27 protein-coding genes and 1 tRNA gene are annotated in these 25,769 nt (G+C 71.0%); 19 read left to right on the forward strand and 9 right to left on the reverse strand.

Features of this window, described 5'->3' with window-relative positions; all coding sequences use genetic code 11:
* Nucleotides 1-30: 30 nt before the first annotated feature.
* The 3 genes from EXE58_RS14500 to EXE58_RS14510 all read left to right on the forward strand — a co-directional run bounded on the left by EXE58_RS14500 (nucleotide 31) and on the right by EXE58_RS14510 (nucleotide 2,239).
* The gene (locus EXE58_RS14500) at nucleotides 31-360 is read left to right on the forward strand and encodes a hypothetical protein (protein ID WP_135268539.1); all 330 of its coding nucleotides are present in this window, start codon (nucleotides 31-33) and stop codon (nucleotides 358-360) included.
* A gap of 134 nt (nucleotides 361-494) precedes the next feature.
* Nucleotides 495-1,268, forward strand: coding sequence for an electron transfer flavoprotein subunit beta/FixA family protein (locus tag EXE58_RS14505; RefSeq protein ID WP_244242242.1), 774 nt, complete (start codon nucleotides 495-497; stop codon nucleotides 1,266-1,268).
* Between the two features lie 17 nt (nucleotides 1,269-1,285).
* Nucleotides 1,286-2,239, forward strand: a complete 954-nt coding sequence (locus EXE58_RS14510; RefSeq protein WP_135268541.1) for an electron transfer flavoprotein subunit alpha/FixB family protein — start codon at nucleotides 1,286-1,288, stop codon at nucleotides 2,237-2,239.
* Between the two features lie 52 nt (nucleotides 2,240-2,291).
* Here the strand turns inward: EXE58_RS14510 and EXE58_RS14515 are convergent, their stop codons facing one another.
* A complete protein-coding gene (locus EXE58_RS14515) occupies nucleotides 2,292-3,833 on the reverse strand; it encodes a hypothetical protein (protein ID WP_135268542.1) in 1,542 nt (513 codons plus the stop codon).
* Nucleotides 3,834-3,895: 62 nt separating this feature from the next.
* Here EXE58_RS14515 and EXE58_RS14520 point away from each other — a divergent pair, with 62 nt between their 5' ends.
* From EXE58_RS14520 to EXE58_RS14540, 6 genes are all read left to right on the forward strand, one after another.
* Complete coding sequence (locus EXE58_RS14520; protein WP_135268543.1) at nucleotides 3,896-5,149, forward strand: glutamate-5-semialdehyde dehydrogenase; 1,254 nt, start codon at nucleotides 3,896-3,898, stop codon at nucleotides 5,147-5,149.
* A 15-nt stretch (nucleotides 5,150-5,164) separates the two neighbouring features.
* A complete protein-coding gene (locus tag EXE58_RS19550; RefSeq protein ID WP_167288908.1) occupies nucleotides 5,165-5,308 on the forward strand; it encodes a hypothetical protein in 144 nt (47 codons plus the stop codon).
* A 10-nt stretch (nucleotides 5,309-5,318) separates the two neighbouring features.
* Nucleotides 5,319-5,930: a nicotinate-nucleotide adenylyltransferase gene (nadD, locus tag EXE58_RS14525; RefSeq protein ID WP_167288910.1), complete on the forward strand. Its 612-nt coding sequence runs from the start codon at nucleotides 5,319-5,321 to the stop codon at nucleotides 5,928-5,930.
* Nucleotides 5,927-6,286, forward strand: a complete 360-nt coding sequence (rsfS, locus tag EXE58_RS14530; RefSeq protein ID WP_135268545.1) for a ribosome silencing factor — start codon at nucleotides 5,927-5,929, stop codon at nucleotides 6,284-6,286. The genes nadD and rsfS overlap by 4 nt, the downstream gene beginning before the upstream one ends.
* Nucleotides 6,283-6,933, forward strand: coding sequence for a histidine phosphatase family protein (locus EXE58_RS14535; RefSeq protein WP_167288912.1), 651 nt, complete (start codon nucleotides 6,283-6,285; stop codon nucleotides 6,931-6,933). Before rsfS ends, EXE58_RS14535 begins: the two co-directional genes overlap by 4 nt.
* Before the next feature lie 46 nt (nucleotides 6,934-6,979).
* A tRNA-Ala gene (locus tag EXE58_RS14540) sits at nucleotides 6,980-7,052 on the forward strand.
* 17 nt (nucleotides 7,053-7,069) lie between these two features.
* On the opposite strand, the gene EXE58_RS14545 is transcribed toward EXE58_RS14540, so the two are convergent.
* Nucleotides 7,070-7,339, reverse strand: a complete 270-nt coding sequence (locus EXE58_RS14545) for an ankyrin repeat domain-containing protein (RefSeq protein WP_135268547.1) — start codon at nucleotides 7,337-7,339, stop codon at nucleotides 7,070-7,072.
* A gap of 3 nt (nucleotides 7,340-7,342) precedes the next feature.
* Nucleotides 7,343-8,104, reverse strand: coding sequence for an SDR family NAD(P)-dependent oxidoreductase (locus tag EXE58_RS14550; protein WP_135268548.1), 762 nt, complete (start codon nucleotides 8,102-8,104; stop codon nucleotides 7,343-7,345).
* 121 nt (nucleotides 8,105-8,225) lie between these two features.
* Between EXE58_RS14550 and EXE58_RS14555 the strand changes: the two genes are divergently transcribed.
* On the forward strand, nucleotides 8,226-8,618 hold the full coding sequence (locus EXE58_RS14555) for a DUF4870 domain-containing protein (protein WP_135268549.1): 393 nt from the start codon (nucleotides 8,226-8,228) through the stop codon (nucleotides 8,616-8,618).
* Nucleotides 8,619-8,831: 213 nt separating this feature from the next.
* On the forward strand, nucleotides 8,832-11,309 hold the full coding sequence (leuS, locus tag EXE58_RS14560; protein WP_135268550.1) for a leucine--tRNA ligase: 2,478 nt from the start codon (nucleotides 8,832-8,834) through the stop codon (nucleotides 11,307-11,309).
* Nucleotides 11,310-11,419: 110 nt separating this feature from the next.
* Here the strand turns inward: leuS and EXE58_RS14565 are convergent, their stop codons facing one another.
* The gene (locus tag EXE58_RS14565; RefSeq protein WP_135268551.1) at nucleotides 11,420-13,003 is read right to left on the reverse strand and encodes a S8 family peptidase; all 1,584 of its coding nucleotides are present in this window, start codon (nucleotides 13,001-13,003) and stop codon (nucleotides 11,420-11,422) included.
* Nucleotides 13,004-13,092: 89 nt separating this feature from the next.
* A complete protein-coding gene (locus tag EXE58_RS14570; protein ID WP_135268552.1) occupies nucleotides 13,093-13,986 on the reverse strand; it encodes an XRE family transcriptional regulator in 894 nt (297 codons plus the stop codon).
* A gap of 62 nt (nucleotides 13,987-14,048) precedes the next feature.
* Here EXE58_RS14570 and EXE58_RS14575 point away from each other — a divergent pair, with 62 nt between their 5' ends.
* The 4 genes from EXE58_RS14575 (at nucleotide 14,049) to holA (ending at nucleotide 19,129) form a co-directional block, all read left to right on the forward strand.
* Nucleotides 14,049-14,906 carry a DegV family protein gene (locus EXE58_RS14575; protein WP_135268553.1) on the forward strand — a complete coding sequence of 286 codons (858 nt, stop codon included), beginning with the start codon at nucleotides 14,049-14,051 and terminating at the stop codon, nucleotides 14,904-14,906.
* A gap of 61 nt (nucleotides 14,907-14,967) precedes the next feature.
* Nucleotides 14,968-15,852, forward strand: a complete 885-nt coding sequence (locus tag EXE58_RS14580; protein ID WP_135268554.1) for a ComEA family DNA-binding protein — start codon at nucleotides 14,968-14,970, stop codon at nucleotides 15,850-15,852.
* A 6-nt stretch (nucleotides 15,853-15,858) separates the two neighbouring features.
* Nucleotides 15,859-18,129 carry a ComEC/Rec2 family competence protein gene (locus EXE58_RS14585; RefSeq protein WP_135268555.1) on the forward strand — a complete coding sequence of 757 codons (2,271 nt, stop codon included), beginning with the start codon at nucleotides 15,859-15,861 and terminating at the stop codon, nucleotides 18,127-18,129.
* Between the two features lie 13 nt (nucleotides 18,130-18,142).
* Nucleotides 18,143-19,129 (forward strand): DNA polymerase III subunit delta, encoded by a 987-nt coding sequence (gene holA, locus EXE58_RS14590; RefSeq protein ID WP_135268556.1) that lies wholly within the window; start codon nucleotides 18,143-18,145, stop codon nucleotides 19,127-19,129.
* Nucleotides 19,130-19,197: 68 nt separating this feature from the next.
* Here holA and rpsT read toward each other — a convergent pair whose 3' ends face one another.
* Together rpsT and EXE58_RS14600 are read right to left on the reverse strand one after the other, a co-directional pair.
* Nucleotides 19,198-19,458 (reverse strand): 30S ribosomal protein S20, encoded by a 261-nt coding sequence (gene rpsT, locus EXE58_RS14595; RefSeq protein WP_135268557.1) that lies wholly within the window; start codon nucleotides 19,456-19,458, stop codon nucleotides 19,198-19,200.
* Nucleotides 19,459-19,594: 136 nt separating this feature from the next.
* A complete protein-coding gene (locus EXE58_RS14600) occupies nucleotides 19,595-20,566 on the reverse strand; it encodes a phosphotransferase family protein (RefSeq protein ID WP_244242243.1) in 972 nt (323 codons plus the stop codon).
* 54 nt (nucleotides 20,567-20,620) lie between these two features.
* Here EXE58_RS14600 and EXE58_RS14605 point away from each other — a divergent pair, with 54 nt between their 5' ends.
* From EXE58_RS14605 to EXE58_RS14615, 3 genes are all read left to right on the forward strand, one after another.
* A complete protein-coding gene (locus tag EXE58_RS14605; RefSeq protein ID WP_135268559.1) occupies nucleotides 20,621-21,148 on the forward strand; it encodes a GNAT family N-acetyltransferase in 528 nt (175 codons plus the stop codon).
* An 85-nt stretch (nucleotides 21,149-21,233) separates the two neighbouring features.
* Nucleotides 21,234-23,120 (forward strand): translation elongation factor 4, encoded by a 1,887-nt coding sequence (gene lepA, locus EXE58_RS14610; RefSeq protein WP_244242244.1) that lies wholly within the window; start codon nucleotides 21,234-21,236, stop codon nucleotides 23,118-23,120.
* Entirely contained in the window at nucleotides 23,117-23,650 is a 534-nt protein-coding gene (locus EXE58_RS14615; RefSeq protein ID WP_135268560.1) for a HutD/Ves family protein, read from the forward strand. The genes lepA and EXE58_RS14615 overlap by 4 nt, the downstream gene beginning before the upstream one ends.
* Before the next feature lie 13 nt (nucleotides 23,651-23,663).
* On the opposite strand, the gene EXE58_RS14620 is transcribed toward EXE58_RS14615, so the two are convergent.
* Nucleotides 23,664-24,245 carry a TIGR03086 family metal-binding protein gene (locus EXE58_RS14620; protein ID WP_135268561.1) on the reverse strand — a complete coding sequence of 194 codons (582 nt, stop codon included), beginning with the start codon at nucleotides 24,243-24,245 and terminating at the stop codon, nucleotides 23,664-23,666.
* Between the two features lie 50 nt (nucleotides 24,246-24,295).
* Here EXE58_RS14620 and EXE58_RS14625 point away from each other — a divergent pair, with 50 nt between their 5' ends.
* Nucleotides 24,296-25,141, forward strand: coding sequence for a helix-turn-helix domain-containing protein (locus EXE58_RS14625; protein ID WP_135268562.1), 846 nt, complete (start codon nucleotides 24,296-24,298; stop codon nucleotides 25,139-25,141).
* Here EXE58_RS14625 and EXE58_RS14630 read toward each other — a convergent pair.
* Nucleotides 25,122-25,730, reverse strand: coding sequence for an HAD-IA family hydrolase (locus EXE58_RS14630; protein ID WP_135268563.1), 609 nt, complete (start codon nucleotides 25,728-25,730; stop codon nucleotides 25,122-25,124). The two genes, EXE58_RS14625 and EXE58_RS14630, sit on opposite strands and share 20 nt — an antisense overlap.
* Nucleotides 25,731-25,769: the final 39 nt, after the last annotated feature.

A 25,769-nucleotide genomic window follows, 5' to 3' on the forward strand; every position in this document is an offset into this window, starting at 1 on the left:
CCGCAACCACCCAGACAAGCAGGAGAAGACGTGGCCAAGGACGCCAGCTCGAGGAATGCAGTCGCGCAGGTGCGCGCAACGTTGGCGCAGGCCATCTGGCTCGCGTGTGCGGCGTGCGCACTCGTGCTGGCGCTCGGCGCGCTCCTGGTCGCGCTCGACGCCAACCAGGGCAACTCGCTCGTGCAGTTCATCAAGGACGCCGCGAGCGCGGTCGACCTCGGCGTCTTCGACCGCCGGGCCGGGGTCTTCGACTTCCGTGGCGACGGCGCCGACGTCAAGAACGCCCTGGTCAACTGGGGGATCGCAGCGGTGGTCTGGCTCGTGGTGGGACGCATCCTCGACCGGATCGTCCGTCCCTGACGCGACCAGGACTGTGAGCGACCCCACCGTGGACCCGGTTACGCCGTGGCGCTGGTGGTAGGTAGCCTCTCGGTCACACATCGAGCGCACAGGAGGGGCCGCGAGGCCACACCACCATGAACATTGTTGTCTGTGTGAAGTACGTGCCGGATGCCACGGCCGACCGGAAGTTCGAGGATGACAACACCGTCGACCGCGTGGGCGTCGACGGCCTGTTGTCCGAGCTCGACGAGTACGCCGTCGAGCAGGCCCTGCAGTTCCGCGAGAAGCGCGAGGGCGAGGAGATCGAGGTCACCGCGCTCTGCGTGGGGCCGGAGAAGGCGGTCGACGCGGTGCGCAAGGCGCTGCAGATGGGTGCCGACAAGGGCGTCCACGTCGTCGACGACGCCATCGCCGGCTCCGACTCGATCGCGACCTCGCTGGTCCTCGCCAAGGCCATCGAGAAGGTCGGTCCTGCCGACCTCGTGGTCTGCGGCATGGCCTCGACCGACGGTGGCATGAGCGTCGTCCCGGCGATGCTGGCAGAGCGCCTCGGACTGCCCCAGGTGACGCTCGCGTCCGTGGTGGAGAGCCAGGGTGACCAGGTGCGGGTCAAGCGCGACAACGAGGGCTCGACCGAGGTCATCGGTGCGACGCTCCCGCTCGTGCTCTCGGTGACCGACCAGTCCGGCGAGGCGCGCTACCCCTCCTTCAAGGGCATCATGGCCGCCAAGAAGAAGCCGCTGGAGACCTACAGCCTCTCTGACCTGGGCGTCGACGCCGGCGAGGTCGGCCTCTCCGTCGCCTGGTCGCAGGTCGAGGACACCACCGCACGCCCGCCGCGCACCGCCGGCGAGATCGTCACCGACGAGGACGGCTCGGGCGCCACGGCGCTGGTCGAGTTCCTCGCCTCCAAGAAGTTCATCTGAGAAGGGACACCGAGACAATGTCTGAAGTCCTGGTTGTCATCGACCACGCCGACGGCGCGGTCAAGAAGCCCACGCTCGAGCTGCTCACGATCGCCCGCCGCCTCGGCGAGCCGTCGGCGGTCTTCTTCGGCTCGCCCGACAAGGCCGACGCCGTTGCCGAGAAGGTCAAGGCCTACGGCGCCGAGAAGGTCTACGTCGTCGACGACGCCGAGATCAAGGGCTACCTCGTGGCCCCCAAGGCCGAGGCGCTGCAGCAGCTGGCCGAGCAGGCGCAGCCCGCTGCCATCCTGCTGCCCTCCTCGTTCGAGAACAAGGAGGTCGCGGCACGCCTCGCGATCAAGATCGGCTCGGGCCTGATCACCGACGCCGTCGACGTGCAGGAAGGGCCCGTCACGACGCAGAGCGTCTTCGCGGGCAACTACACCGTCCAGGCCAAGGTCACGCAGGGCACCCCGATCATCACGGTCAAGCCCAACGCCGCCGCCCCTGAGGAGGCGGCTGGTGCGGGTGCGGTCGAGGCGTTCTCCGCAACCGTCTCCGACGCCGCGAAGACCGCCCAGGTCGTGGCCACCCAGCCTCGTGAGTCCACCGGCCGTCCCGAGCTCACCGAGGCCGCCATCGTGGTCTCGGGCGGGCGTGGCACCGGCGGCGACTTCGCCCCGGTCGAGGGCTTCGCCGACTCGCTCGGCGCCGCTGTCGGCGCCTCGCGCGCTGCCGTCGACTCGGGCTGGATGCCGCACGCGTTCCAGGTCGGCCAGACCGGCAAGACCGTGTCGCCCCAGCTCTACGTCGCCAACGGCATCTCAGGTGCCATCCAGCACCGAGCCGGCATGCAGACCTCCAAGGTCATCGTCGCCGTCAACAAGGACGAGGAGGCGCCGATCTTCGAGCTGGTCGACTTCGGCGTCGTGGGAGACCTCCACTCGGTCCTCCCTGCGGCCACCGAGCAGATCGCGGCCCGCAAGGGCTGAGCCCCAGCACCCGCCAGGCGCCCCCGACCACACGGTCGGGGGCGTCCTGCGTTCACCAGCGGCTGCGCTGCACCGTCCACTCGCCGGCACGCTGCGCGATCCGGACCCGGTAGACCTTGTCGCGGCGCCCGATGACGGTGAAGCGGTAGGGCAGGTCGTAGTGCTCGGACCGTGCCTTGCGACAGCCCTGTCGAGGCGTGGGGAGGCTTGTCCGGGAGAGCCTGGTCCAGCCGCCGGGCGAGGAGTGCTGGAGGAGCGTGGGCCAGCCACGGTTGCGGCCGGCGGCGGTGAGGAGCACGGCGCCGTCGGGCCCGTCCGGGACGACCACGTCACACCGTCCCCGGACACCGAGGGGAAGCGTCAGCGTGCCCAGCTCACGCGAGACGACCGTGGTCCGGCTCCGCCCCGGGACGACGGCGTACCGCCCGTCGAAGGACAGCCCGAGGGCATGTCGCCCCATCCGCAGCGACTGCCAGTGGAGGGCATCGGCAGAGGTGAGGACGACGCTGCGAGCGCCGCACTCCACGGTGACCACGACGACGGCGAGCGGCTCGGCGAACGAGTCGTCGCCCCAGCGGCACCGCGCCCCCCCGTTGTCGTGCACGACCTGCGAGGCTCCCCACGCCTGGCTCGAGGCGTCGTAGACCTGGGCGCGGACCTTGCGTCCTCCGGGTGAGCCGAGCGCGAGGAGCGGGAAGCCGGTCGCGTCCAGGAAGGTGGTGCCGAGGCGTCCCTCCGCCCGTTCGAGGCCGGGGGCGGCGGCCGGCGCGACCTGGGTGACCGACCATGGGGAGGAGGCGTCGGGGCGCGAGATGACGGTGCGTTGGGATGCCACGCCGTACTCGCCGAACCAGGTCGTGTCGGAGTCGACGTTGGCGAAGTGGCGGTCCTGGCACGCGTCGTCGAGTGCGAGCTCCTGGCGCGTCGGAGGGGCGTCTCCTGTCCGGGTCAGCACGACCATGGCGCACCTGCGACGGGACACGTGGGCACCGAAGAGGAAGGAGACCTGCCCGCCGTCGGTGATCGTCGCCGTGGTGGTGTACTCCTGGCCCGTCGTCTCGAGCGTGTGTCGGGTGAAGCCCTCCGGTCCGAGGGTGACGTAGCCGCCGTGCTGCGGCCAGACCGCCCGACGTCCGTCGGAGGAGATGCCGGGCTCGTCGTACGCCTCGCCCTCGAGCTGGTACGACGACCAGGTGAGCGTGTCTGCCGACCACAGTGCGTGGGTGGCGACGGGCGCCTGGTCCTCGGACCAGCCGCCCGGGTCGCACTCAGCCGTCAAGGCCACGGCGCCGTTGGCCGTCCGGGCGTCGACGTCGCCGCAGGAGAGGTCCTCCTTCCGCAGGACCTCCCGGCGGGCACTCCACGCGCCGGTCGCCGTGTCGTACCTCTTGGCCCACACCGCCCGGTGGTTCTCCGCTGCCCACACGCGCAGCCGGTCCCCGTCGACCATCGTCACCTCGACGCCGCCCGGGATATCGCGCGGCAGCTCTGCCGCTGCCGGCGCAGCGCGCTCGGTGCCAGCGTCGGCAGTGATGCCCGTCATGACAGCCGCGGTGGTGACCAGCGCGACCGTCACCCCCGAGAGTGGTCTCATCACACCACCCTAGGGGTTGAGACGCCGATGGACCGGGCGTGCACCGCGCCTACGCTCGAACCATGAGCACAGATGACAAGGTCCGCGAGGTCGCATCCCGGGCCAGGACCGCCAGCCACGTCCTGGCGCTCGCGACCCGGGCCACCAAGGATGCCGCCCTGGATCGGATGGCGCAGGCCCTCGTGGACGCCGGCGACGCCGTCCTCGCCGCCAACGCCGAGGACGTCGAGCGTGCGGAGGCCGCGGGCACGCCCGCGAACGTCATCGACCGGTTGCGGCTGACCTCCGAGCGCATCGAGGGCATGGCGCAGGGCCTGCGTGACGTGGCAGCCCTGCCAGACCCCGTCGGTGAGGTGCTCCGCGGGTCGACGCTCGCCAACGGGCTCGAGATGCGCCAGGTCAGGGTTCCCTTCGGGGTGGTCGGGATGATCTACGAGGCGCGTCCCAACGTCACCGCCGACGCGGCCGGCATCTGTCTCAAGTCGGGCAACGCGGTGCTGCTGCGCGGCTCCTCCAGCGCCCGGTCCAGCAACACTGCGATCGTCGACGTGCTGCGATCGGCCCTGGCAGCAACGGGCCTGCCCGAGGACTCCGTCCAGCTGGTGCCGGGCGACAGCCACGAGAGCGTGAAGGCGCTGATGCGGGCGCGTGGCCTCGTCGACGTGCTCATCCCGCGCGGGGGAGCGGGCCTGATCCGCAGCGTCGTGGAGGAGTCGACCGTCCCGGTGATCGAGACCGGGGTCGGCAACTGCCACGTCTACGTCGACTCCTCGGCCGACCTCGACCAGGCGCTCGAGATCGTGATGAACTCCAAGACCCACCGCACCTCGGTCTGCAACTCCGCCGAGTCGCTGCTGGTCCACGCCGACGTCGCCGACGAGTTCCTCCCGCGCGTCGTCGAGGCCCTGCAGGGTGCGGGGGTGACCGTGCACGGCGACGAGCGGTTCGCGGAGTACGACGACGTCGTCCCCGCCACCGACGACGACCACGCCGCCGAGTTCCTCTCCCTCGACATCTCGGCCGCCGTCGTCGACGACGTGGAGGCGGCCATCGAGCACATCCGGCGCTTCTCCAGCGGTCACACCGACGCGGTCCTGGCCCGCGACCAGGGCGTGATCCGCCGCTTCGTCGCCTCGGTGGACTCCGCGGCCGTGCTGGTCAACGCCTCGACGCGGTTCACCGACGGCGGCGAGTTCGGCTTCGGCGCGGAGATCGGCATCTCCACCCAGAAGCTCCACGCCCGGGGTCCGATGGGGCTTCCTGAGATGACCTCCAGCAAGTTCGTCGTGGTGGGCGACGGCCACGTCCGCGGCTGACGATAGGATCGACGCATGCTGAGCGCACTGACTGTCGTCGCGGCCACCGAGTCCGAGCCCGCGGTCTCTCCCTACGTCATCGGCGGCGGCGTCCTGCTGCTGCTCCTGCTCCTCCTGGCGGCGGTGGTCGCCTTCGGAGGCGGTCGCGAGCACAGCTGAGGTCGACACCGTGTCGGACCGCGTGCGGCGCGTGGGAGTGATGGGTGGCACCTTCGACCCGATCCACCACGGCCACCTCGTGGCCGCGTCGGAGGTCCAGGCGTGGTTCGACCTCGACGAGGTCGTCTTCGTGCCGACCGGCGCACCCTGGCAGAAGGCCGACCGCGAGGTCTCGCCCCCCGAGCACCGCTACCTGATGACGGTCGTGGCCACCGCGGCCAACCCGCGCTTCACCGTCTCGCGCGTCGACATCGACCGCGACGGCCCCACCTACACGATCGACACCCTGCGCGACCTCAAGGCCGAGCGGCCCGACGAGGAGCTCTACTTCATCACCGGCGCCGACGCGCTGGCCGACATCTTCACGTGGCGCGACGTCGAGGAGCTCTTCGAGCTCGCCAACTTCGTGGGCTGCACCCGGCCCGGCTACGAGATGGACGAGAAGACCCTGGGGGCCATCCCCTCCGACCGCGTGACCATGGTGGAGATCCCGGCGCTGGCCATCTCCTCCACCGACTGCCGCGCACGCCAGCGTCGCGGCGAACCGGTCTGGTACCTCGTGCCCGACGGCGTCGTCCAGTACATCGGCAAGCACGGCCTCTACCCCAAGGAAACCTCATGACCGCCACCGACCACGCTCTCGAGCTCGTCGCCGTCGCCGCCCAGGCAGCCCACGACAAGCAGGCCGACCAGGTGCTGGCCTACGACGTCAGCGAGCAGCTGGCCATCACCGACGCCTTCGTCATCGCCAGCGCCGGCAACGAGCGCCTCGTCAGCGCCATCGTCGACGAGGTCGAGGCCAAGCTCCGCGACGCCGGCGCCAAGCCCATCCGGCGCGAGGGCCAGCGCGGCGGCCGGTGGGTCCTGCTCGACTACGGAGACCTCGTCGTCCACGTCCAGCACGAGGACGAGCGCACGTTCTACGCCCTCGAGCGCCTCTGGAGCGACTGCCCGGTCATCCCGCTCACCCTGACGTGAGCCACCGCACCCTCGTCCTGCTCCGACACGGCCAGACCGCCTGGAACGCCGAGCGACGCGGCCAGGGCCACCACGACGTCCACCTCGACGAGACCGGTGTCGCCCAGGCCGCCGCGGTGGCGTCGGTGCTGGCCCGGCTGCACCCGAGGCTGGTGTGGTCCTCTGACCTGAGCCGGGCGCGCGCCACCGCGTCCCGCGTCGCCGAGGCCTCCGGTGTCAGCCTCCGCACTGACCCGCGCCTGCGCGAGTTCGACCTCGGCGAGCGCACCGGCCTGACGATGCCGGAGTTCGCGCAGGCCTTCCCCGAGGGCTACCTCGCCTTCCTCCAGGGGCGGTACGACGCCGTCCCCGGCGCCGAGTCGACCGAGCAGGTGTCGGCGCGGTTCACCGCGGCTCTGCGCGAGGCCCAGGCCACGCTCGAGCCGGGCGAGTGCGGGGTCGTGGTCGGCCACGGCGCGGCGCTCAAGGTCGCGGTGGCGGCCCTGCTGGGGTGGCCGAGCGACGCCGTCGCGACGTTCGCCGGCATGGACAACTGTGGCTGGACCGTCCTCGACGACGGGGGTCCTGACGGTGCCGCCCGACTGGTCGCCTGGAACCGCACCATCACGACCGCACCCGATTTCGCATCCGCCGCGACGGTTGGCTAAGATTCCGCGAGTTGCTCGACGCAGGGTTGGTCGGGCGGCACCCTTCGGGGGTGTGGCGCAGCTGGTAGCGCATCTGCATGGCATGCAGAGGGTCAGGGGTTCGAGTCCCCTCACCTCCACCGAACGAGAGGCCGGATCAGGAGATCCGGCCTCTCGGCGTTTCTGCCCCCAGCTGTCGCGGGGTGAGCCCCTCCAGGGGCGAGAGCAGGTCGGGGTCGGCCCCGTGTGCGAGGAGCACCGCGGCGACGTCGGCGCGGCCCAGCTCGAGGACGGCCACCAGCGCCGTCGACTGCAGCTCGGGGTGGATGAAGTCGACGTCGACCCCCTGCGCGAGGTGGTGTCGTACGAGCTCGAGGTCGCCCTCGCAGGCGGCCCTGAAGAAGTCCTTGTAGTCCCCGTGCGACATGGGTCAGGCGATCGTGAGCCCGCCGTCGACGGGGATCATCTGCCCGTTGACGTAGCCGGCCGCGTCGGAGGCCAGCCACACGGCCGTGGCGGCCAGCTCGCGCGGGTCACCCTGCCGGCCGGCGGGCACACGCACCATGACCAGGTCGAGGTAGCCGTCGGGGTAGGTCTCGGTCATCTCGGATTCGAAGAACCCCGGGGCGATCGCGTTGACCCGGATGCCCTTGCGGCCCATCCACTGCTGGGCCAGGTCACGGGTCAGCCCGCCGAGGCCGGCCTTGGAGGCGGAGTAGGCGGCCTGGGGGAGTCCGCCGGTGGTGATCCCGAGGATCGAGGAGATGTTGATGATGCTCGAGCCGGGCTGCATGACGCGTCCGCACGCCTGCGCCATCCAGTAGCACCCGTTGAGGTTGACGTCGATGACCGAGCGGAACTGCTCCGGCGTCTCGCGCGTGGCAGGCACGGCCGTGCCGATGCCGGCGTTGTTGACCAGCACGTCGACGCGACCCAGCTCCTCCATGGCGCGGTCGACCAGGTGCTGGCACTGGTCCGGGTCGGCCACGTCGGTGGCGACGGTGACGACGCGACGGCCGGTGCCTCGCACCGACTCGGCCACGCTCTCGAGCTTCTCCACGCGTCGGGCGCCGAGGACGACGTCGGCACCCGCCTCGGCCAGGGCGTGCGCGAAGGCCACGCCCAGGCCGCTCGAGGCGCCGGTGACGATGGCGACCTTCCCGTCGAGTCGGAACATGTCGAGGACAGTCATGCGCCTGACCCTAACGAGGCACCCGGAACGACCCCTGAGGCGACCCTGATGTCACCCCGGTCCGGGATGGAAACGCCCGGGGAGCGTGGTTGAGTTGGGTACATCGACCAAGGAGGTCTCCATGAGCCAGCCCAATCCGTACTCGCCACACCAGGTGCCGTCCATCTCCCCGGAGCAGGAGCGCACCTGGGGGATGATCGCGCACGCCGGCGCCCTGGCCGCGATGGTCTTCTCGGCCGGCTTCCTCGGCTTCGTGGGCTCCCTCGCCGTCTACCTGATGTACAAGGACCGCGGACCCTTCGTCCGCGCCCACGCAGCCAACTCGCTGAACGTCCAGATCACGATGTTCATCTGGATCGTCGTCTCGATCCCGCTGATCCTGCTGCTGGGCCTGGGGCTGCTGACCCTCATCGCCGCGCCCTTCGTCGCCGGTGCCCTGCACATCGTCGGTGCGATCAAGGCCTCCAACGGCGAGTGGTGGAACCCGCCGCTGACACCGCGCTTCGTGCGCTGAGCAGTCAGTCGGTGCCGAGCGGCGGCCTGTGTCGGGGGACCGGGCCGCCGCTCAACTCCTTCGGCGCTAGGATGTGCACATGCAGTCACAGTCCCTGCTTCTTGGCCAGCCGCGCTGACTCACACTCCATCGCTGGAGAGTCACGCGGCCACCCCTCCATGACGAGGGGTTTTTTCATGTGCCAGGGCGGGAGCAGGACCGAGGAGGAGCCAGATGAGCACCGAGCAGGAGTCGTCGTACGACATCGCGGCCACCGAGCAGAAGTGGCAGCCGGTGTGGGAGGAGCTGCAGCCCTTCCGCGCTGACGACGCGAGCGAGCGCGAGAAGCGCTACGCGCTCACGATGTTCCCCTACCCCAGCGGCGACCTGCACATGGGTCACGCCGAGGTCTTCGCGCTGCACGACGTGGTGGCCCGCTACTGGTGGCAGCAAGGCTACGAGGTGCTCAACCCGATGGGGTTCGACTCCTTCGGGCTGCCGGCCGAGAACGCCGCTATCCGCAACGACGCCCACCCCGACGACTACACCCGCGCCAACATCGCCAAGTCGATCGAGTCCTGCAAGAGGTACGCCGCGTCCTTCGACTGGACGCGCACCTTCAACACCTCCGACCAGGACTACTACCGCTGGACGCAGTGGCTGTTCCTGAAGCTCTACGAGCGTGGCCTGGCCTACCGCAAGAACAGCCCGGTCAACTGGTGTCCCCAGGACCAGACCGTGCTGGCCAACGAGCAGGTCGTCGCGGGCATGTGCGAGCGGTGCGGGGCGGAGGTAACCAAGAAGGAGCTGACCCAGTGGTACTTCAAGATCACCGACTACGCCCAGGAGCTGCTCGACGGGCTGGACGACCTCGAGGCCACCTGGCCGGACCGTGTCGTCACCGCCCAGCGCAACTGGATCGGGCGCTCCGAGGGCGCCCACGTCGACTTCGTGGTCGAGGGCCGGGCTGAGCCGATCACCGTCTACACGACGCGTCCCGACACCATCTTCGGCACGACCTTCATGGTCGTCGCCGTCGACTCTCCCCTCGCCGAGGAGCTGGTGACCGAGGAGCAGCGGGAGGCCTTCGCGACCTACCGCGAAGAGATCCGCAAGGCCAGTGACATCGACCGGCTGTCCACCGACCGGCCCAAGACCGGGGTCGACCTCGGCGTCACCGCGACCAACCCGGTGACCGGCGAGCAGATGCCGGTGTGGGCCACCGACTACGTCCTGGCCGACTACGGCACCGGCGCGGTCATGGGCGTGCCCGGCGGCGACCAGCGCGACTGGGAGTTCGCCACCGCGATGGGGCTGCCGATCATCCGCACGACCCGGCCGCCGGCGGACTTCGAGGGCGAGGCCTACAGCGGCGAGGGCGAGACCATCAACTCCCCGGCCCCGGGTTCGGACGCGCCTCTCGACATCAACGGGCTGGGTGTCGAGGAGGCCAAGCGAGCGACCATCGACTTCCTCGAGCAGCAGGGCACGGGCAAGGGCGCGGTGAACTTCCGCCTGCGCGACTGGCTGGTGAGCCGTCAGCGCTACTGGGGCCCCCCGATCCCGATCGTCCACTGCCCGGTGGACGGCGAGGTCCCGATGCCGGAGGACCAGCTGCCGGTGACGCTGCCGATGCTCAAGGGCTCCGACCTCAAGCCCAAGGGCACCTCTCCGCTCGGCGGCGCCGACGAGTGGGTCAACGTCGCGTGCCCGCGGTGCGGTGGCCCCGCGACGCGCGACACCGACACCATGGACACCTTCGTGGACTCGTCCTGGTACATGTTCCGCTACTGCTCACCGCACGAGACCGACCGCGTCTTCGACAGCGAGAAGGTCAACGCGTGGATGCCGTGCAACCTCTACGTCGGCGGGGTCGAGCACGCCGTGCTGCACCTCCTCTACGGCCGGTTCTTCACCAAGGTGCTCAATGACATGGGCCTGGTCGACTTCCGCGAGCCCTGGTCCACCCAGCTCAACCAGGGCTTCGTGATCAACCAGGGCAAGAAGATGTCGAAGTCCCTGGGCAACGGCGTCAACCTGGGCGAGCAGCTGTCGACCTTCGGTGTCGACGCCGTACGCCTCACGCTGGTGTTCGCCGGTCCTCCGGAGGACGACATCGACTGGGCCAACATGTCCCCGGAGGGGTCGCTGCGCTTCCTGCAGCGCGCCTGGCGGCTGAGCGGCGACGTCACCTCCGAGCCCGGCGTCGAACCGACCGCCGGTGACCTCGCCCTGCGGCGCGCGACCGCGCGTGCAGTTCACGAGGCGGCGCAGCTGGTGGAGGCCTACCGCTTCAACGTCATGGTCGCCAAGGTGATGGAGCTGGTCAACGCCACCCGCAAGGCCATCGACAGCGGCTGCGGTCCGGCTGACCCGGCCGTCCGCGAGGCCACCGAGGCCGTCGCGATCATGCTGTCGCTGGTGGCGCCCTACACCGCCGAGGAGATGTGGGAGCGGCTGGGCCACGAGCCCACCGTCGCACGTGCGGGGTGGCCGCCTGTCGACGAGGCCCTGCTGGTGGAGGAGTCGGTCGTGGCCGTCGTCCAGGTGCGCGGCAAGGTCAAGGCACGACTGGACGTCGCTCCCGACATCAGCGAGGCCGACCTCGAGGCAGCTGCGCTGGCCGACGAGTCCGTGCAGCGTGCGATCGACGGCGCCGTGGTGCGCAAGGTGATCGTGCGGGCCCCGAAGCTCGTCAACATCGTTCTCTGAGCTCGACGTCATCCGGGGACCTTCCCGCCTTGCACCCGATGTGTTGGGCACAGAGCGTGAAGGTCCCCGGATATCACCCAAGTCCTGCAGGGTGAGGGCTCACGTCGCCGTCAGGGGCGGTCGAGCCCGAAGGTGTAGCTGCCCGAGCCCGAGTAGGACTGCGCGCGCCACGAGTAGTAGCCCGACGTGCCCGTGTAGGAGATCCGCTCGTTCGAGGTGGAGCTGATGCTCTGGGCGACGACGACCCAGCGCGAGCCGTTCCACTTCTCCAGGTAGAGGTCGAAGTCCGCGCTCGACGGGCCGGCCAGGCAGCCGACGTGCGTGCCGGAGCCGGAGTAGTAGTAGTCGTTGGCTCCCGGGTGGTAGGCGACCCCACCGCTCGACAGCGAGCCGGACTCACGCTCGGGCATCGAGTCGCAGGTCGTGGGCTCCGGGTCCGGGCCGGGGCCCGGGTCGGTGCCGCCGGTGCCGGTGTAGAGCAGTCGGTTCGGTGAGCCGGTGCCCGCGTTCGTGACCTTGCCGGTGGTGGCGTTCCCGATCAGGGCGCTGGCGACCGTGGCGGCCGATGCTCCCGGGTTGGTCTGCAGGTAGAGCGCTGCCGCGCCGGCGACGTGAGGAGTCGCCATCGACGTGCCGCTGATCGTGTTGGTCGCGCTGTTGCTGGTGTGCCACGCGGAGGTGATGCTCGACCCGGGGGCGAACAGGTCGAGGCAGGAGCCGATGTTGCTGAAGCTCGACCGGGCATCGGTGCTGGTCGTCGAGCCGACGGTCAGACCGGCGGCCACCCGGCTGGGCGAGCCGTTGCAGGCGTTGGCACCGGAGTCGTTGCCGGCCGCCAGTGCGTAGGTCACGCCGTCCGCGATGGAGTTGTTGACCGCGGAGTCGAGGGCCGTGGAGATGCCCCCACCCAGGCTCATGTTGGCGACGGCGGGGGAGCCGGCGGCGTGGTTCTGGGTCACCCAGTCGACGCCGGCGATGACTCCGGAGTTGGAGCCGCTGCCGTTGCAGTCCAGCACGCGCACGGCCACCAGTCGCACGTCCTGGGCGACGCCGTACGTCTCGCCGCCGACGGTCCCGGCGACGTGCGTCCCGTGGCCGTTGCAGTCGTCGCTGCCCCGCCCGTCGTTGATGGCGGTGTAGCCGGACACCGCACGTCCGCTGAACTCCGCGTGGGCGGTGCGGATGCCGGTGTCGATGATGTACGCCGTCACGCCGGCACCGGACTGGGTGAACGTGTAGGAGTTCGAGAGCGGCAGGGACCGCTGGTCGATGCGGTCGATGCCCCAGGTGGCCGGTGACTGGGTCTCGGCAGCCTGGACGGGCATGTCCGGCTCGATGTAGGCGACGTGCGGGTTGTTCCGGAGCCCGTTGAGCGCCTCGGCCGGGAGCTTCGCGGCGAAGCCGTCCAGGACCGTGGAGTAGGTGTGGGTCACCTGGGCTCCTGCGGAGCGCGTCTCGGCCTTCGCCGTGCGCATCCCCTTCGTGCTCGCGTCCTTGTCGAAGACGACGATGTAGCGGTCGTCGGCGGAGGTGCCGAGGAGGGGCGCCTTGCCGTCTGCGGCCTGGGTCGCCGTCGTGGCGTCCTGTGGCTGTGGTTGGTCGGCCGCCGAGGAGGCGAGCGGGGTCAGCGCCAGTGCGCTGCCGGCGAGGAGAGCGGCGGTGCCGACTCCCCACCTGGTGTGGGCGTGGTTCATCTTGGATCCTTCCCGAGACAGATGGACGCGCTGACCATGCGCACCCGGCACCGGTCTCGGCAAGGGGTTGGGCTGCCTTAACAGTTAACTCAGGCCGACTGACGGCCGTCCCCGAGCTCCGTCCAGGCCCACCGCATGCCCGCCACCCCGGGCGTGACGTCGGTGTGGGCGAGGTGGGCGCGGTGCGCCGGGTCGAGGGCGATCGCGCTGTCGCGGTCGTCGGTGAAGGCGACAGTCTCGACGGGCAGCGCCGCGGCGTCGAACTCGACCTGGAGGAGGTACTCGCGCATGGGCATGCGCAGACGACGGCTGTAGGTCGTCTCGAGCGGTCCCGGGCTGGGTGACACGGCGACGTACTCGACGATCACGGTGTCCCCGCGCTTGAGCGGGGCATGGAAGAGCAGCTCGGCGGCGGTGGCCCCGTGGTCCTCGCTGCGCACCACCCGGCCGACCTCGCACCCCTGCAGCGCCCGGATCTCGACGGGAGGGGCGGTGCGGTCGTCGTGGCAGTGCATGACCACCCGCCGATCGGGTCCGTCGGCCCGCGCCCTGAGCACCTGTCGCACGGTCAGGCTGACCTGTCGTCGGTCAGCGCCGATGCGGAGGATGTCGTGCAGCACCACGCGCTCGAGGTCGGCGTCCCAGCGGGTGTCGAGCCGCCCCAGGAGGTCGGCCTGAGGGGTCTCGGGCCACAGCACCTCCAGCCCCGGCACCGTGCTGCGCCGCGGCCGGTCCCGGGTGAGTGGCAGGGCGCGGCGGAGGTGGCCGGGGTCGAGCGCGAGCACGGCCTCGAGGTGGGGGAGGGCCGCGATCGAGGCCTTCCGCCCGGGGAGGCTCCGGCCCGACTGCCAGTAGCTGAGGGTCGCCACGCTGACCGTGACGCCGCGCTGCTCGAGGCGCTCACGGATACGGTCCAGCGCCAGGCCACGCCGGTCGATCGCAAGGCGCAGCTCGTGGGCGAAGCTCCCGGAAGCATCGTGCACACACTCATCAAACCCGCAGTCGGTGCGGGCGGCAACAGCCGATGACCCACTAGCCTCACCCTGTGCCCGGCACCGTCATCGTCACCGACTCGACCTCCAGCCTGCCGCCCGACGTGGCGGCCTCGCGGGAGATCATCGTGGTGCCCCTGCAGGTGGTCATCGGCGCGCGGGTGCTCGACGAGGGGAGCGACGGCGCCACCCCCGACATGGTCGCCCAGGCGCTGCGCGACTTCGTGCCGGTGAGCACCTCGCGCCCCGCTCCGGCGGTGTTCGCCGAGCTCTACCGCCGACTCCACAGCGAGGGAGCCGACGAGGTCGTCTCGGTCCACCTCTCGGGCGAGATGAGCGGCACGCTCGAGTCGGCGCAGCTCGCAGCCCAGGAGGCAGACCTGCCCGTGCACGTGGTCGACTCCACGCAGGTGGGCATCGCCACCGGCTACGCAGCGCTCACGGCGCGCGACGTGCTGGACTCGGGCGGCTCTGCGCAGGAGGCCGCGGAGGCTGCAGCGTCCCGCGGGCACGCGGCCACCTCGCTCTTCTACGTCGACACCCTGGAGTACCTCCGTCGCGGAGGACGTATCGGCGCTGCCGCGGCCATCCTCGGCAGCGCCCTGTCGGTGAAGCCCCTCCTCGAGATCGTGGACGGCCGGGTGAGCCCTCGCGAGCGAGTGCGTACGGCGACCCGCGCGCTGGCCCGTCTCGAGGACCTGGCGGTCGAGGCGGCGGCCGACCAGGAGGTCGACGTGTGCGTCTCCCACCTCGCCAACGACGCGCGCGCCGCAGAGCTCGCGGACCGGCTCGGCGAGCGCCTCGCCGACCAGCTGGGGGAGCGCGAGGTGATGTGCGGCGAGCTCGGCGCCGTCCTGGGCGCCCACGTGGGCCCGGGCATGGTCGCGGTGTGCGTGGCACCCCGCCCCTGAGTTCTCCACAGATGGGTCGGAGCCCCTGTCGCGGCGGATCTGCGGTTCCTAGCGTGGTGGCATGCGCCGGTCACAGCCCAGTCCCGAGCACGCGGAGGCCGTGTCACGCCGGCTCGCCACGCTGAGTGCCGAGCTCGCAGCGGTGCGCGGGCAGCAGCCCACCCACACCCGCATCAGGCCGGAATCACCTGCGGAGCCTCCGGCGCCCCGCGTCCCGCCCGATCCTGTGGTGATCCCAGCGCCCGGCCGGCACGCCTCCCGTCGGGGGTCGGGGCCCGTGGCCGCCACCGAGCAGCGGTTCGTGCTGCCGGGCATCCGTGGGGTCGGGGCCACCCACGTCGCGGTCGTGGCCGTGGTCGCCGCACTGGCCGTCGGCCTCGCCTCCTGGTGGGTGCTTCGGGGTGCGGCTGAGCCGGTGGCCCTCCCGGCCGTCGCCACGGCCGCCCCGGCTCCGCAGGTCTCCGGGGGTGTGGCCGTGCCGGACGCCCCCGCGACCACGGGGCAGGCGGTCAAGGCCGGTGTGACGGTCGACGTGGCGGGACGGGTGCGCCGCCCGGGCATCGCGGTGCTGCCACCGGGGTCTCGGGTGGTCGACGCCCTGGAGGAGGCGGGAGGGGCCAGACGCGGCGTCGACCTGACCTCGCTCAACCTCGCGCGGGTGCTCGTCGACGGAGAGCAGATCCTGGTGGGCGTGGCTGCCCCGTCCGGCGTCGCCGGGAGCGTCGGGGTCCCGGGGGCGGCCGCGGCCAGCGGGCCCCTGGTCAACCTCAACGCCGCCGACCAGGCCACCCTCGAGGGGCTGCCGGGTGTCGGGCCGGTCACCGCGACGGCGATCCTGGACTGGCGCGCCGAGAACGGCGGCTTCACCTCGGTCGAGGAGCTCCTCGAGGTCGACGGCATCGGCGACGCCACCCTGGCCGACCTGGCACCGCTCGTCACGATCTGAGTCCGCGTGGCAGACCTTCGGGCGCTCCTCGTGTCGCTGGGAGCGTGGCTCGGCGCCCTGCTCGTGCTGGTCGCGCCGGGCTGGGCGGTCCTCGGAGGTGTCCTTTCGGTCTCGGCCTGCGCCGTCGCGCTCGTCGTACGACGCGTCCTCGACGTCGCCTGGCTGGCCCCCCTCGCCGCCGGGGTGGCCGTCGCGGGAATCGCGGCCCTGCACCAGCAGGCGGTCGCAACCTCCCCGGTGACCGATCTCGCCGAGGAGAGGGCCGTGGTCGACCTCGACCTCACGGTGACCTCCGACGCCAGGCCTGTGGCCGGGAGGTTCGGCGACCTCCAGGTGCTGAGGGCCAGGGTCGAGGAGGTCAGCGGCCGTGGATCGGGCTGGAAGACCTCCGCTCCCGTGGTGGTCCTGGCTCCCGAGACCTGGCCGGCGCCGGCGTTGGGCGCCAGGGTTCGCAGCACCGCCCGCCTTGTTCCGGCCGATGGCGACGAGGCAGCGCTGGTCATGCCGATCGGGTCCCCGACGGTCATCGCCGGGCCGGGTCCGTGGTGGGAGGCAGCGGCCGCGGTGCGGGCCTCGGTGCGTGCCGCGGTCTCCGACCGCGGGGCGGACGAGCGCGAGCTCGTGCCGGCGCTCGTGGACGGTGACGACCAGGGCCTCGACCCAGGACTCGCCGAGGACTTCCGTACGACGGGACTCACCCACCTGCTCGCGGTCAGCGGCACCAACCTCACGCTCGTCGTGGGGTTCCTCGTGATCATCGGACGGTGGGCCGGGATGCGGGGGCGGGCGATCTGGGCCCTCGCAGCCCTGGGGATCGTCGGCTTCGTGGTCGTCGCCCGCACCGAGCCCAGCGTCGTGCGGGCGGCGGCGATGGGCACCGTGGCGCTCATCGGGATGGGCCGCAACGGTCGCTCCCGTGGCACCCGCTGCCTCGGTGTCGCCGTGCTGTTCCTGCTGCTGCTCCAGCCGGCGCTGGCCGTGACGGCTGGCTTCGCGCTGTCGGTGCTCGCCACCGCCGGGATCCTGCTGCTCGCGCCCCCGTGGCGTGATGCCTTGACGGCCTGGTTGCCCAGGTGGGCGGCCGAGGCCGTCGCGGTCCCGCTGGCGGCGCAGGTGGCCTGCACGCCGGTCGTCGCGGCCATCTCCGGCGAGGTCAGCCTGGTCGCCGTGGTGGCCAACCTGCTCGCGACACCTGCGGTGGCGCCCGCCACGGTGCTCGGGCTCGCGGGCGGGCTGCTGGGCCTCGTCTGGGCACCCCTGGGAGAGGTCGTCGCGGCGCCTGCGGCGTGGTCGGTCGGCTGGATCATCGCTGTGGCCAGGCGCGGCGCCGACCTGCCGACCCCTGCCCTGCCGTGGGGGCACGGCCCGGTGGCCCTGGCCCTGCTGACGGTCCTGTGCGTGGCCTTCGTGGCCGCGGCTCCTCGCCTGATGCGCCATCCGGTCTCCGCGCTCGGGTGCACCGGCCTGCTCGTCGTGGCCGTGCTGGTGCGTCCCCCGACGCCCGGGTGGCCCGCCGAGGGGTGGGTCCTGGCGATGTGCGACGTGGGTCAGGGCGACGGCCTCGTCATCCGCTCAGGACCGAGCAGCGGTGTGGTCGTCGACGCCGGTCCCGAGCCGGCGCTGATGGACGAGTGCCTCGACCGTCTCGACGTCACGTCGGTCCCGCTCGTGGTCCTGACCCACTTCCACGCCGACCACGTCGACGGCCTGCCAGGAGTTCTCGCAGGCCGCCTCGTAGGGGAGGTGGTGTCGACGACGCTGGCCGAGCCGGCTGCGGGCGCCGCGTTCGTGCGCCGCCACGTCGGTGGGCCGCCGGGCCTGCTGCCCTTCGGGGCCAGCCAGCGCGTCGGTGAGGTCAGCATCGAGCGCGTCTGGCCTCCTCCCGAGGGCAGTCCCGACCACTCGGGCGAGGGGAGCGCCGCCAACGACGCGAGCGTCGTGCTGCTCGCGGAGGTGAGTGGGGTGCGCGTCCTCCTCACCGGCGACATCGAGCCCCCGACCCAGGGCCGGCTGGAGAGCACCTTGGCCGGCCTCCGTGTCGATGTCGTCAAGGTGCCGCACCACGGCAGCCGTCACCAGGACCTGCCCTGGCTCACCTCGCTCGGTGCGCGCGCCGCCCTCGTGTCGGTCGGCGCCGACAACGACTACGGCCACCCCGCGGCGGACGTGCTCTCCGCGCTCACCGGGACCGGCGCCCACGTGTGGCGCACCGATCTCGACGGGACAGTGCTCGTCGTGGAGCGTGAGGGCGAGGTGGGTGTCGTCGGCGACGACTAGGGTTGTGCGCACCATGGCACGCACCCTCTCCGCGGCACAGCTCCTCGGCCACGTCGTCCTCCTCACCGGCAAGGAGGAGTTCCTCTCCGAGCGCACGGTGGCCTCGGTCCGTGCGGCGGTGCGCGCCCACGACGACGAGGCCGAGCTGGGCGAGGTCGAAGGTGGCGGCCTCTCGCTCGCGACACTGGGAGAGATGTCGGCCCCCTCGCTGTTCTCCTCGAGCCGGTGCGTGGTGGTGCGCAAGCTCGAGGACCTTCCCGACGAGTCGGTCGACGGCCTGGTCGGCTACTGCGCGGCTCCCGCCGATGACGTGGCCCTGGTGCTGGTGCACTCCGGCGGCCCACGGGGCAGCGGAGTCCTGACCAGGCTCCGCAAGCTCGAGCGGGTCACCGAGATCAAGTCGGAGGAGGTCAAGGCCTCTGCCCTCCCGCAGTTCGTGACGTCCGAGGCAGCGGTCCACGGCGCGCGCATCGACGCAGACGCAGCAAGCTTCCTGGTGCAGGCCGTGGGCCACGACCTGCGCTCGCTCGCGGCTGCGGCCGACCAGCTCGCCCACGACTTCCCCGGTGAGCCCCTCACCCTCGACAAGGTCAAGCGATACTTCGGCGGTCGCGCCGAGGCCAAGTCCTTCGCGGTCGCGGACGCGGCCTTCGCCGGACGTCGTGCCGCTGCCCTGGAGGAGCTTCGCTGGGCACTCGACGCGGGCACCGCCTCGGTGTTGGTGACCTCGGCGATGGCAGGCACTGCGCGCAGCGTGGCCCGTCTCAAGGGCGCAGGCGGCGGGATGCGTGAGGCCGACCTGGCTCGCGAGCTCGGCGTGCCTCCGTGGAAGGTGCGCTCGGTCCGTGACCTGGCCCGCTCGTGGAGCGAGGACGGCATCGCCGCGGCCGTGCGAGCGGTCGCGGTGGCCGACGCCGACATCAAGGGCCAGGCCCACGACGCGTCCTACACGCTCGAACGCCTCGTGCTCACGGTCGCAGGCCTGCGCGACTCACGCTGAGCGACCCCTGCGAATGCAACAACGGCGCCCTCCCGACGGGAGAGCGCCGCAGCAGCGGAGTGCCGACCTCAGAGCGAGGCGGCCTTCTTGGCGATCGAGGACTTGCGGTTGGCCGCCTGGTTCTTGTGGATGACGCCCTTGGAAGCGGCCTTGTCGAGCGCGCGCAGAGCGTCGCGGGCAGCCGTGCCGGCGGCGTCCTTGTCACCGGAGTCGGCGAGCTCGCGGAACTTGCGGATCGCGGTCTTCACGCTCGAGCGCACCGACTGGTTGCGCTGACGGCGTCGCTCGTTCTGCTTGTTGCGCTTGATCTGGGACTTGATGTTGGCCACAGTGAACCTTTGCTCGGTTGGTGCTGGTCAGGAGAAGTCTGGTGTCCGGGGCTGCCGACAGCCCACGTCGCGTGAGGCGGCGCCGGACATGCAAGCAGGAATTCTACCGTCCACGCGGCGGAGCGCCCAAATCGTGTCAGGAGCAACCAGCGACGTCGCTGCGGGGCCACCCTCGACGCTCTGCCAGCCAGGCCCAGCACACCTCTCCCTGCCAGCGCTGGTGGTCACGGATGTGCGGGGAGGTCGGCGGCACCGGCAGGACGCTCTGCCCGAGGAAGTAGCCCACGAAGAGCGCCAGCACGGTGTCGACGTCGTCGGGCGGGACATCCTTGAGCAGGCGTCGTGAGGCCATCACCGCGTCGACGTCCGCGCCCTCGCCCCGGGGGCCGATCAGGGCCGCGAAGGAGTCGAACCAGTCGCACCCCCGGACCGGCCAGTTCCAGTCGCAGAGCAGCGCCCGCCCGTCCGGGCGGATGAGCACGTTGTCGGAGCGGACGTCGGTGTGTACCACGGTGTCTCCGTCGACCACCTCGGCATAGCGGCGTGCCAGCGCCTCCGCCTCGTCGGCGTGCGAAAGGTCCAGCTCCTCGCGGACCTTCGACCACCCGTCGAGCATCGCGGCGAAGTCGTCGACCGCGCTGTCCAGCTCGAGATGTGCCGGAGGGGGCGTGAGCTCGTCGGCCACGACCTCGAGGGTGTCGAGGGTCGCACCGAGGTCGGCGAGGTCCCAGGGGCGCTTCGGCAAACGGGCCTCGACGTGCTCGATCACCAGTGCCACCCAGTCGTCGTCGAGCAGGTGCAGCAGTCGAGGGGCAGGGACCGAGGCCGGAAGGGCGGCCAGCTTGCGCGCCTCCTCCCGGTAGGAGTCGGCGAATAGTCGCTGCGCCTTCACCGAGGCTGCCTTGGCGAAGTGGCGTGAGCCGTCCTCGCAGACGAGCACCGAGGCGAAGCCCGGCGTGAAGCCGGAGTTCTGTGAGATCGCCTCGACCACAGGGGAGCCGCACTTGCGCTCGAACCATGCCCGGAGGTTGGGCGGGAGGAACGCCCACTCCAGGCGACGCGCCGTGCTGCCGTGGGGGGCGGGGTAGACGGTGGCGGGGCTCGACATGGCGGCCATCCTTCCTCACCGAAACCGCTGGACGCGACTCGCACAATGGTGCCCATGCCCGAGCTCGAGCCGCCCACCGTCCGTGTCCGAGACAGCTTCCTGGCCGCGATGGAGGAGTTCGTCGCCGAGGGGGCGAGCGGGTCCCAGACCGCCTACTGGATCGAGAGCCATGCCCCCTCCTGGCTCGAGCCGGCGGCGTTCTCCGCGTTCGTCGACGCCCTGCACGCCGAGGCCCTCGAGGAGACCCCGCGTCCGGAGGGCTTCGTGCCGACCACCACCTTGTGGTGGACCGAGGGCGACGACTACCTGGGCCGCATCGCCATCCGCCACCGGCTCAACGAGTTCCTGCTCGGGGTGGGCGGGCACATCGGGTACGACGTCCGGCCGTCCCGCCGCCGTGAGGGACACGCCACCTCCATGCTGCGCGCGGCACTGCCCCATGCCCGGGCCCTCGGCATCGACTCCGCGCTGGTGACCTGCGACAGCGACAACGTCGCCTCGATCAGGGTGATCGAGGCGGCCGGCGGCGTGTTCGAGGACCAGCGGGGGATCAAGCGCCGCTACTGGGTCGACACGGCGTGAGGACGGCCTCGGCGCGGTTCGGTCGCGGCGGCCGGACCGTGGAAGAATGGGCCGACCCCGTCGTCGTACCCAGAGAAAGCACTGAGTGAGCACGCCTGTGAGCCTCAAGAATGCACCGCAGCCCGGCTCGACAGACCCGTCGATCATCCGGAACTTCTGCATCATCGCTCACATCGACCACGGCAAGTCCACCCTCGCTGACCGGATGCTGCAGCTCACCGGCGTCGTCGACGAGCGTGCTGCCCGCGCGCAGTACCTCGACCGGATGGACATCGAGCGCGAGCGCGGCATCACGATCAAGAGCCAGGCCGTCCGGATGCCGTGGACGGTGCCGGTCGACAACGAGGAGGGCACCGAGCCCGGCACCTACGTCCTCAACATGATCGACACGCCCGGGCACGTCGACTTCACCTACGAAGTCTCCCGGTCGCTGGAGGCGTGCGAGGCGGCGGTCCTGCTGGTCGACGCCGCCCAGGGCATCGAGGCCCAGACGCTGGCCAACCTCTACCTCGCGATGGGCGCAGACCTCCACATCATCCCGGTGCTCAACAAGATCGACCTGCCGGGCGCCAACGTCGAGAAGTACGCCGCTGAGCTCGCCGGGCTCGTCGGCTGCGACCCCTCGGAGGTGCTGCGCGTCAGCGCCAAGACCGGCGTCGGGGTGGCCGGACTGCTCAACGAGATCGTGCGCCAGACGCCCGCGCCGGTGGGCGACGCAGACGCACCGCCGCGTGCGTTGATCTTCGACTCTGTCTACGACACCTACCGCGGCGTCGTCACCTACGTCCGGGTCATCGACGGGAAGCTCACCCACCGCGACCGCATCAAGATGATGTCGACCGGTGCCGTGCACGAGATGCTCGAGGTGGGGGTGATCAGCCCCGAGCCCGTCAAGGCCGCCGATCTGGGAGTCGGCGAGGTCGGCTACCTCATCACCGGCGTGAAGGACGTGCGGCAGTCCCGCGTGGGTGACACGGTCACCAGCCAGCACCACGGCGCGACCAAGGCCCTGAGCGGCTACAAGCACCCCAACCCGATGGTCTACTCAGGCCTCTACCCCATCGACGGCGACGACTACCCGACGCTGCGCGAGGCGCTCGAGCGCCTGCAGCTCAACGACGCCGCGCTGACCTTCGAGCCCGAGACCTCCGGCGCGCTCGGCTTCGGCTTCCGCATCGGCTTCCTCGGCCTGCTCCACATGGAGATCACCCGTGACCGGCTCGAGCGCGAGTTCAACCTCGAGCTGATCTCCACCGCCCCCAACGTGGTCTACGACGTGGTGATGGAGGACGGCAGTCGACAGGTCGTCACCAACCCCAGCGAGTACCCCGAAGGCAAGATCGCCGAGGTGCACGAGCCGGTCGTGAAGGCCACCATCCTCGCCCCGGCCGACTTCATCGGCACGATCATGGAGCTGTGCCAGACCAAGCGCGGCAGCCTGCAGGGGATGGACTACCTCTCCGAGGACCGCGTCGAGATGCGCTACACGCTCCCGATGGGCGAGATCGTCTTCGACTTCTTCGACCAGCTCAAGTCGCGCACCAAGGGCTATGCCTCCCTCGACTACGAGCGCTCCGGCGAGCAGGCCGCCGACCTGGTCAAGGTCGACATCCTGCTCCAGGGCGAGCCGGTCGACGCGTTCTCGGCGATCGTGCACCGGGAGGCGGCCTATGCCTACGGCGTGATGATGGCCGGCAAGCTCAAGGACCTGATCCCGCGACAGCAGTTCGAGGTGCCGATCCAGGCCGCCATCGGAGCCCGCGTGATCGCCCGAGAGAACATCCGTGCCATGCGCAAGGACGTGCTCGCCAAGTGCTACGGCGGCGACATCAGCCGCAAACGCAAGCTGCTCGAGAAGCAGAAGGCCGGCAAGAAGCGGATGAAGAACATCGGCACGGTCGAGGTCCCGCCGGAGGCGTTCGTCGCGGCGCTCTCGACCACGCAGCCCACGGAGAAGACCGGCAAGAAGTGACCGACCTCCCTCGGGTGGTCCGGGCGGCTCAGGTGGCGCCCCGGCCCTGGGCCAACGGCGGTGGCGAGACCCGCGAGCTGCTGGCCGACGACGGCGGCGGCTGGCGCATCAGCCTGGCCGATGTCGAGCGTGAGGGTCCCTTCTCGAGCTTCCCGGACCGGCGGCGGCTGCTCACGGTCGTGGAGGGCGCGGTCCTCACCCTGGTCGTCGACGGGACCGAGCACGTCGTCGAGCCGCGTCGGCCGTTCGCCTTCGACGGCGACTCCGACGTGGTGGCCCGCCTGCCGGAGGGGCCGGTGCGTGCACTCAACGTCGTCTTCGATCCCGCGGTCGCGCAGCCCTCGGTCACCGTGCTCGAGCTCGGCCGGTCGTCGAGCCTGCCGCTGGCCGACGACCAGGCCGCGATGATGCTGCAGGGTCGACCCGTGGTGGGAGACCAGGAGACGGACGCCCTCGACCTGCTGGTCGGACCGGCCGCGGTGACCGGGCGCTGCACCCTGGCCGTGGTGTCGCTGACGCCCCCCCGCTGATCAGAAACGCTGGTCAGGAGCCCGGCTGCCAGTACGGGTCTCGGCCCAGGCGCGCCACCAGGCGGTCGGTGGCCGACGCGTCGTCGGGAACCTGCACTGGTGCACGGCAGATCCCCTCCGAGTAGAGCGCGTCCCCCCACCCGTCGGCGGTGGCGTGGAGGGACTCGGCCTCCGCGTCGCTGATCGTCCAGGGCTGCCCGGTCCCACGCGCCACGTCCCACCCGTGGATGACGAGGTCCCAGCCGTAGAAGTCGGCCATGGTGGCGCCGATCGTCGTACGGCCGAAGAAGCCGTCGTACTCCAGTCCAGCGATGTCGGGCGAGGCCAGGACCTCCTCGACGTGCGCCCGGTGGCTGCGCCAGGCCGCCACGGGGTCGGCCAGGTCAGGCTGGCCGCCCGCGGGCAGCTCCTGACGGTCGAGGAAGTCGCGCTGCGTGTCGATGACGTGGGCCACCACGTCGCGGACGGTCCAGCCCTCGCACGGACTGGGGTCGTCCCAGGCGTCCCCCGCAGCGGCGAGGGCAGCGGTGAAGCGGTCGGCGCGGTCAATGAAGGATCGGACGTGGTCTTCTGTGGAGGTGGCTGTCTCGGTCATGGGACCAGCCTGCAGGCGCGATGTCGTCGGTTCTTGTGATAATCCGACACATGTCGACGCCATGGGCTCCGCGCAGCGTCGACCCGGTGGACAGGGCCCACCTGACCGGGGTGAGCAGGCCGTCTCCGCCGCTCTACCGCTATGCGCCGAGCGACCGCCTCGGCGATCTCGTCGAGCGCTACTGGATCCCGGTGTGGTCGCTCGAGGAGGCGTCCACCCAGAGCACGCTCCAGCACCCTGTGTGCCTCATCGTGGTCAGCAACACCTACGCCCGTCTGTACGGCGTCGTCCCGGGGCGGTCGAGCGTCACCCTCGAGGGCGACGGCTGGGCTGTCGGCACGATGCTCACGCCGGCGGCCGGGCGCCTGGTGCTCGGCCGCTCCGTTGCCGAGCTGACCGACCGTCACCTGGACCTGCGCGAGGTCGGCTCGTTGGACGCAGAGGACCTCGTCGGGGAGATCCGGGCCAGCATGGCGGTCGACCCCCACGACCCCGCGGCCCACGGCGCGGCCATCACCGCCCTGGAGCGGCGGTTGGAGCGCTTCCTGCCGGTCGACGAGCCGGGGCTCCTGATCAACCGGGTCGTCGGCTGGCTGCAGGAGCATCCCGAGGTGTCTCGCGTCGCCGAGGTCGCCGACAGCTTCGCGATGTCAGAGCGAAGCCTGCAGCGCCTGGTCGAGCAGCGAGTCGGACTGAGCCCGAAGTGGTTGATCCAACGGCGACGCCTGCACGACGCCGTGCTCGCGCTCAAGGCCGGCACCACAACCCTCGCGGAGGTCGCCTCCCAGCTCGGCTACTCCGACCAGGCCCACTTCACCCACGACTTCCGGACCGTCACCGGCATGACGCCGGGGGAGTACCTCCGCGACCAGGAGGTCACCCAGCGGCCTCGATGATCGCCTCCATCGCGGCGATCGATGACGGGGTGTCGCGGTGGAGCACGGCGTGCCAGCCCGCGTCCCGCCCTGCGGTGACGTTCTCCTCGACGTCGTCGAGGAACAGCACCTCGTGTGGGGAGACGCCCAGTCTCTCGGCCGCCAGCGAGAAGACCTCGGGATCCGGCTTGGAGAGGCCCACTTCGTGGGAGTAGACGATGTCGTCGGTGATGTCCTCGAACCCGTGGCAGCGCTCCGCCTCGCGCGCTCCCGGCGCGGAGTTGCTGAGGATGGCCGTGAGCCGGTGCTGGCGCTGGCTGGCGAACCAGTCGCGCAGCGGGACGTTGACCGTGCCGATGTACCACCGCCAGAAGTCACTCATCAGCTCGTCGGCTTGCTGATCATCGAGGCGCAGGCACCGCTGCCAGTGTCGGCGCACGGCGACCTCGTCCGCGAGCCCGGTCGCTGCACCAGCGGGAAGGTCGCTGATGCGATGCAGCAATGCACCCGTGTCGAGTCCCAGTCTCGTCTCGGCGGGACCTGGAAACAGAGAGTCGTCGATGACTTCCAGCACGCCGCCTACATCAAAGACCACCGCTCTGATGCCCATGGACTCAGTCAAGCAGGACGTCACGCCGACGACAGCGTG

The sequence above is a fragment of the Nocardioides seonyuensis genome (assembly GCF_004683965.1).
Classification (GTDB): Bacteria; Actinomycetota; Actinomycetes; order Propionibacteriales; family Nocardioidaceae; genus Nocardioides; species Nocardioides seonyuensis.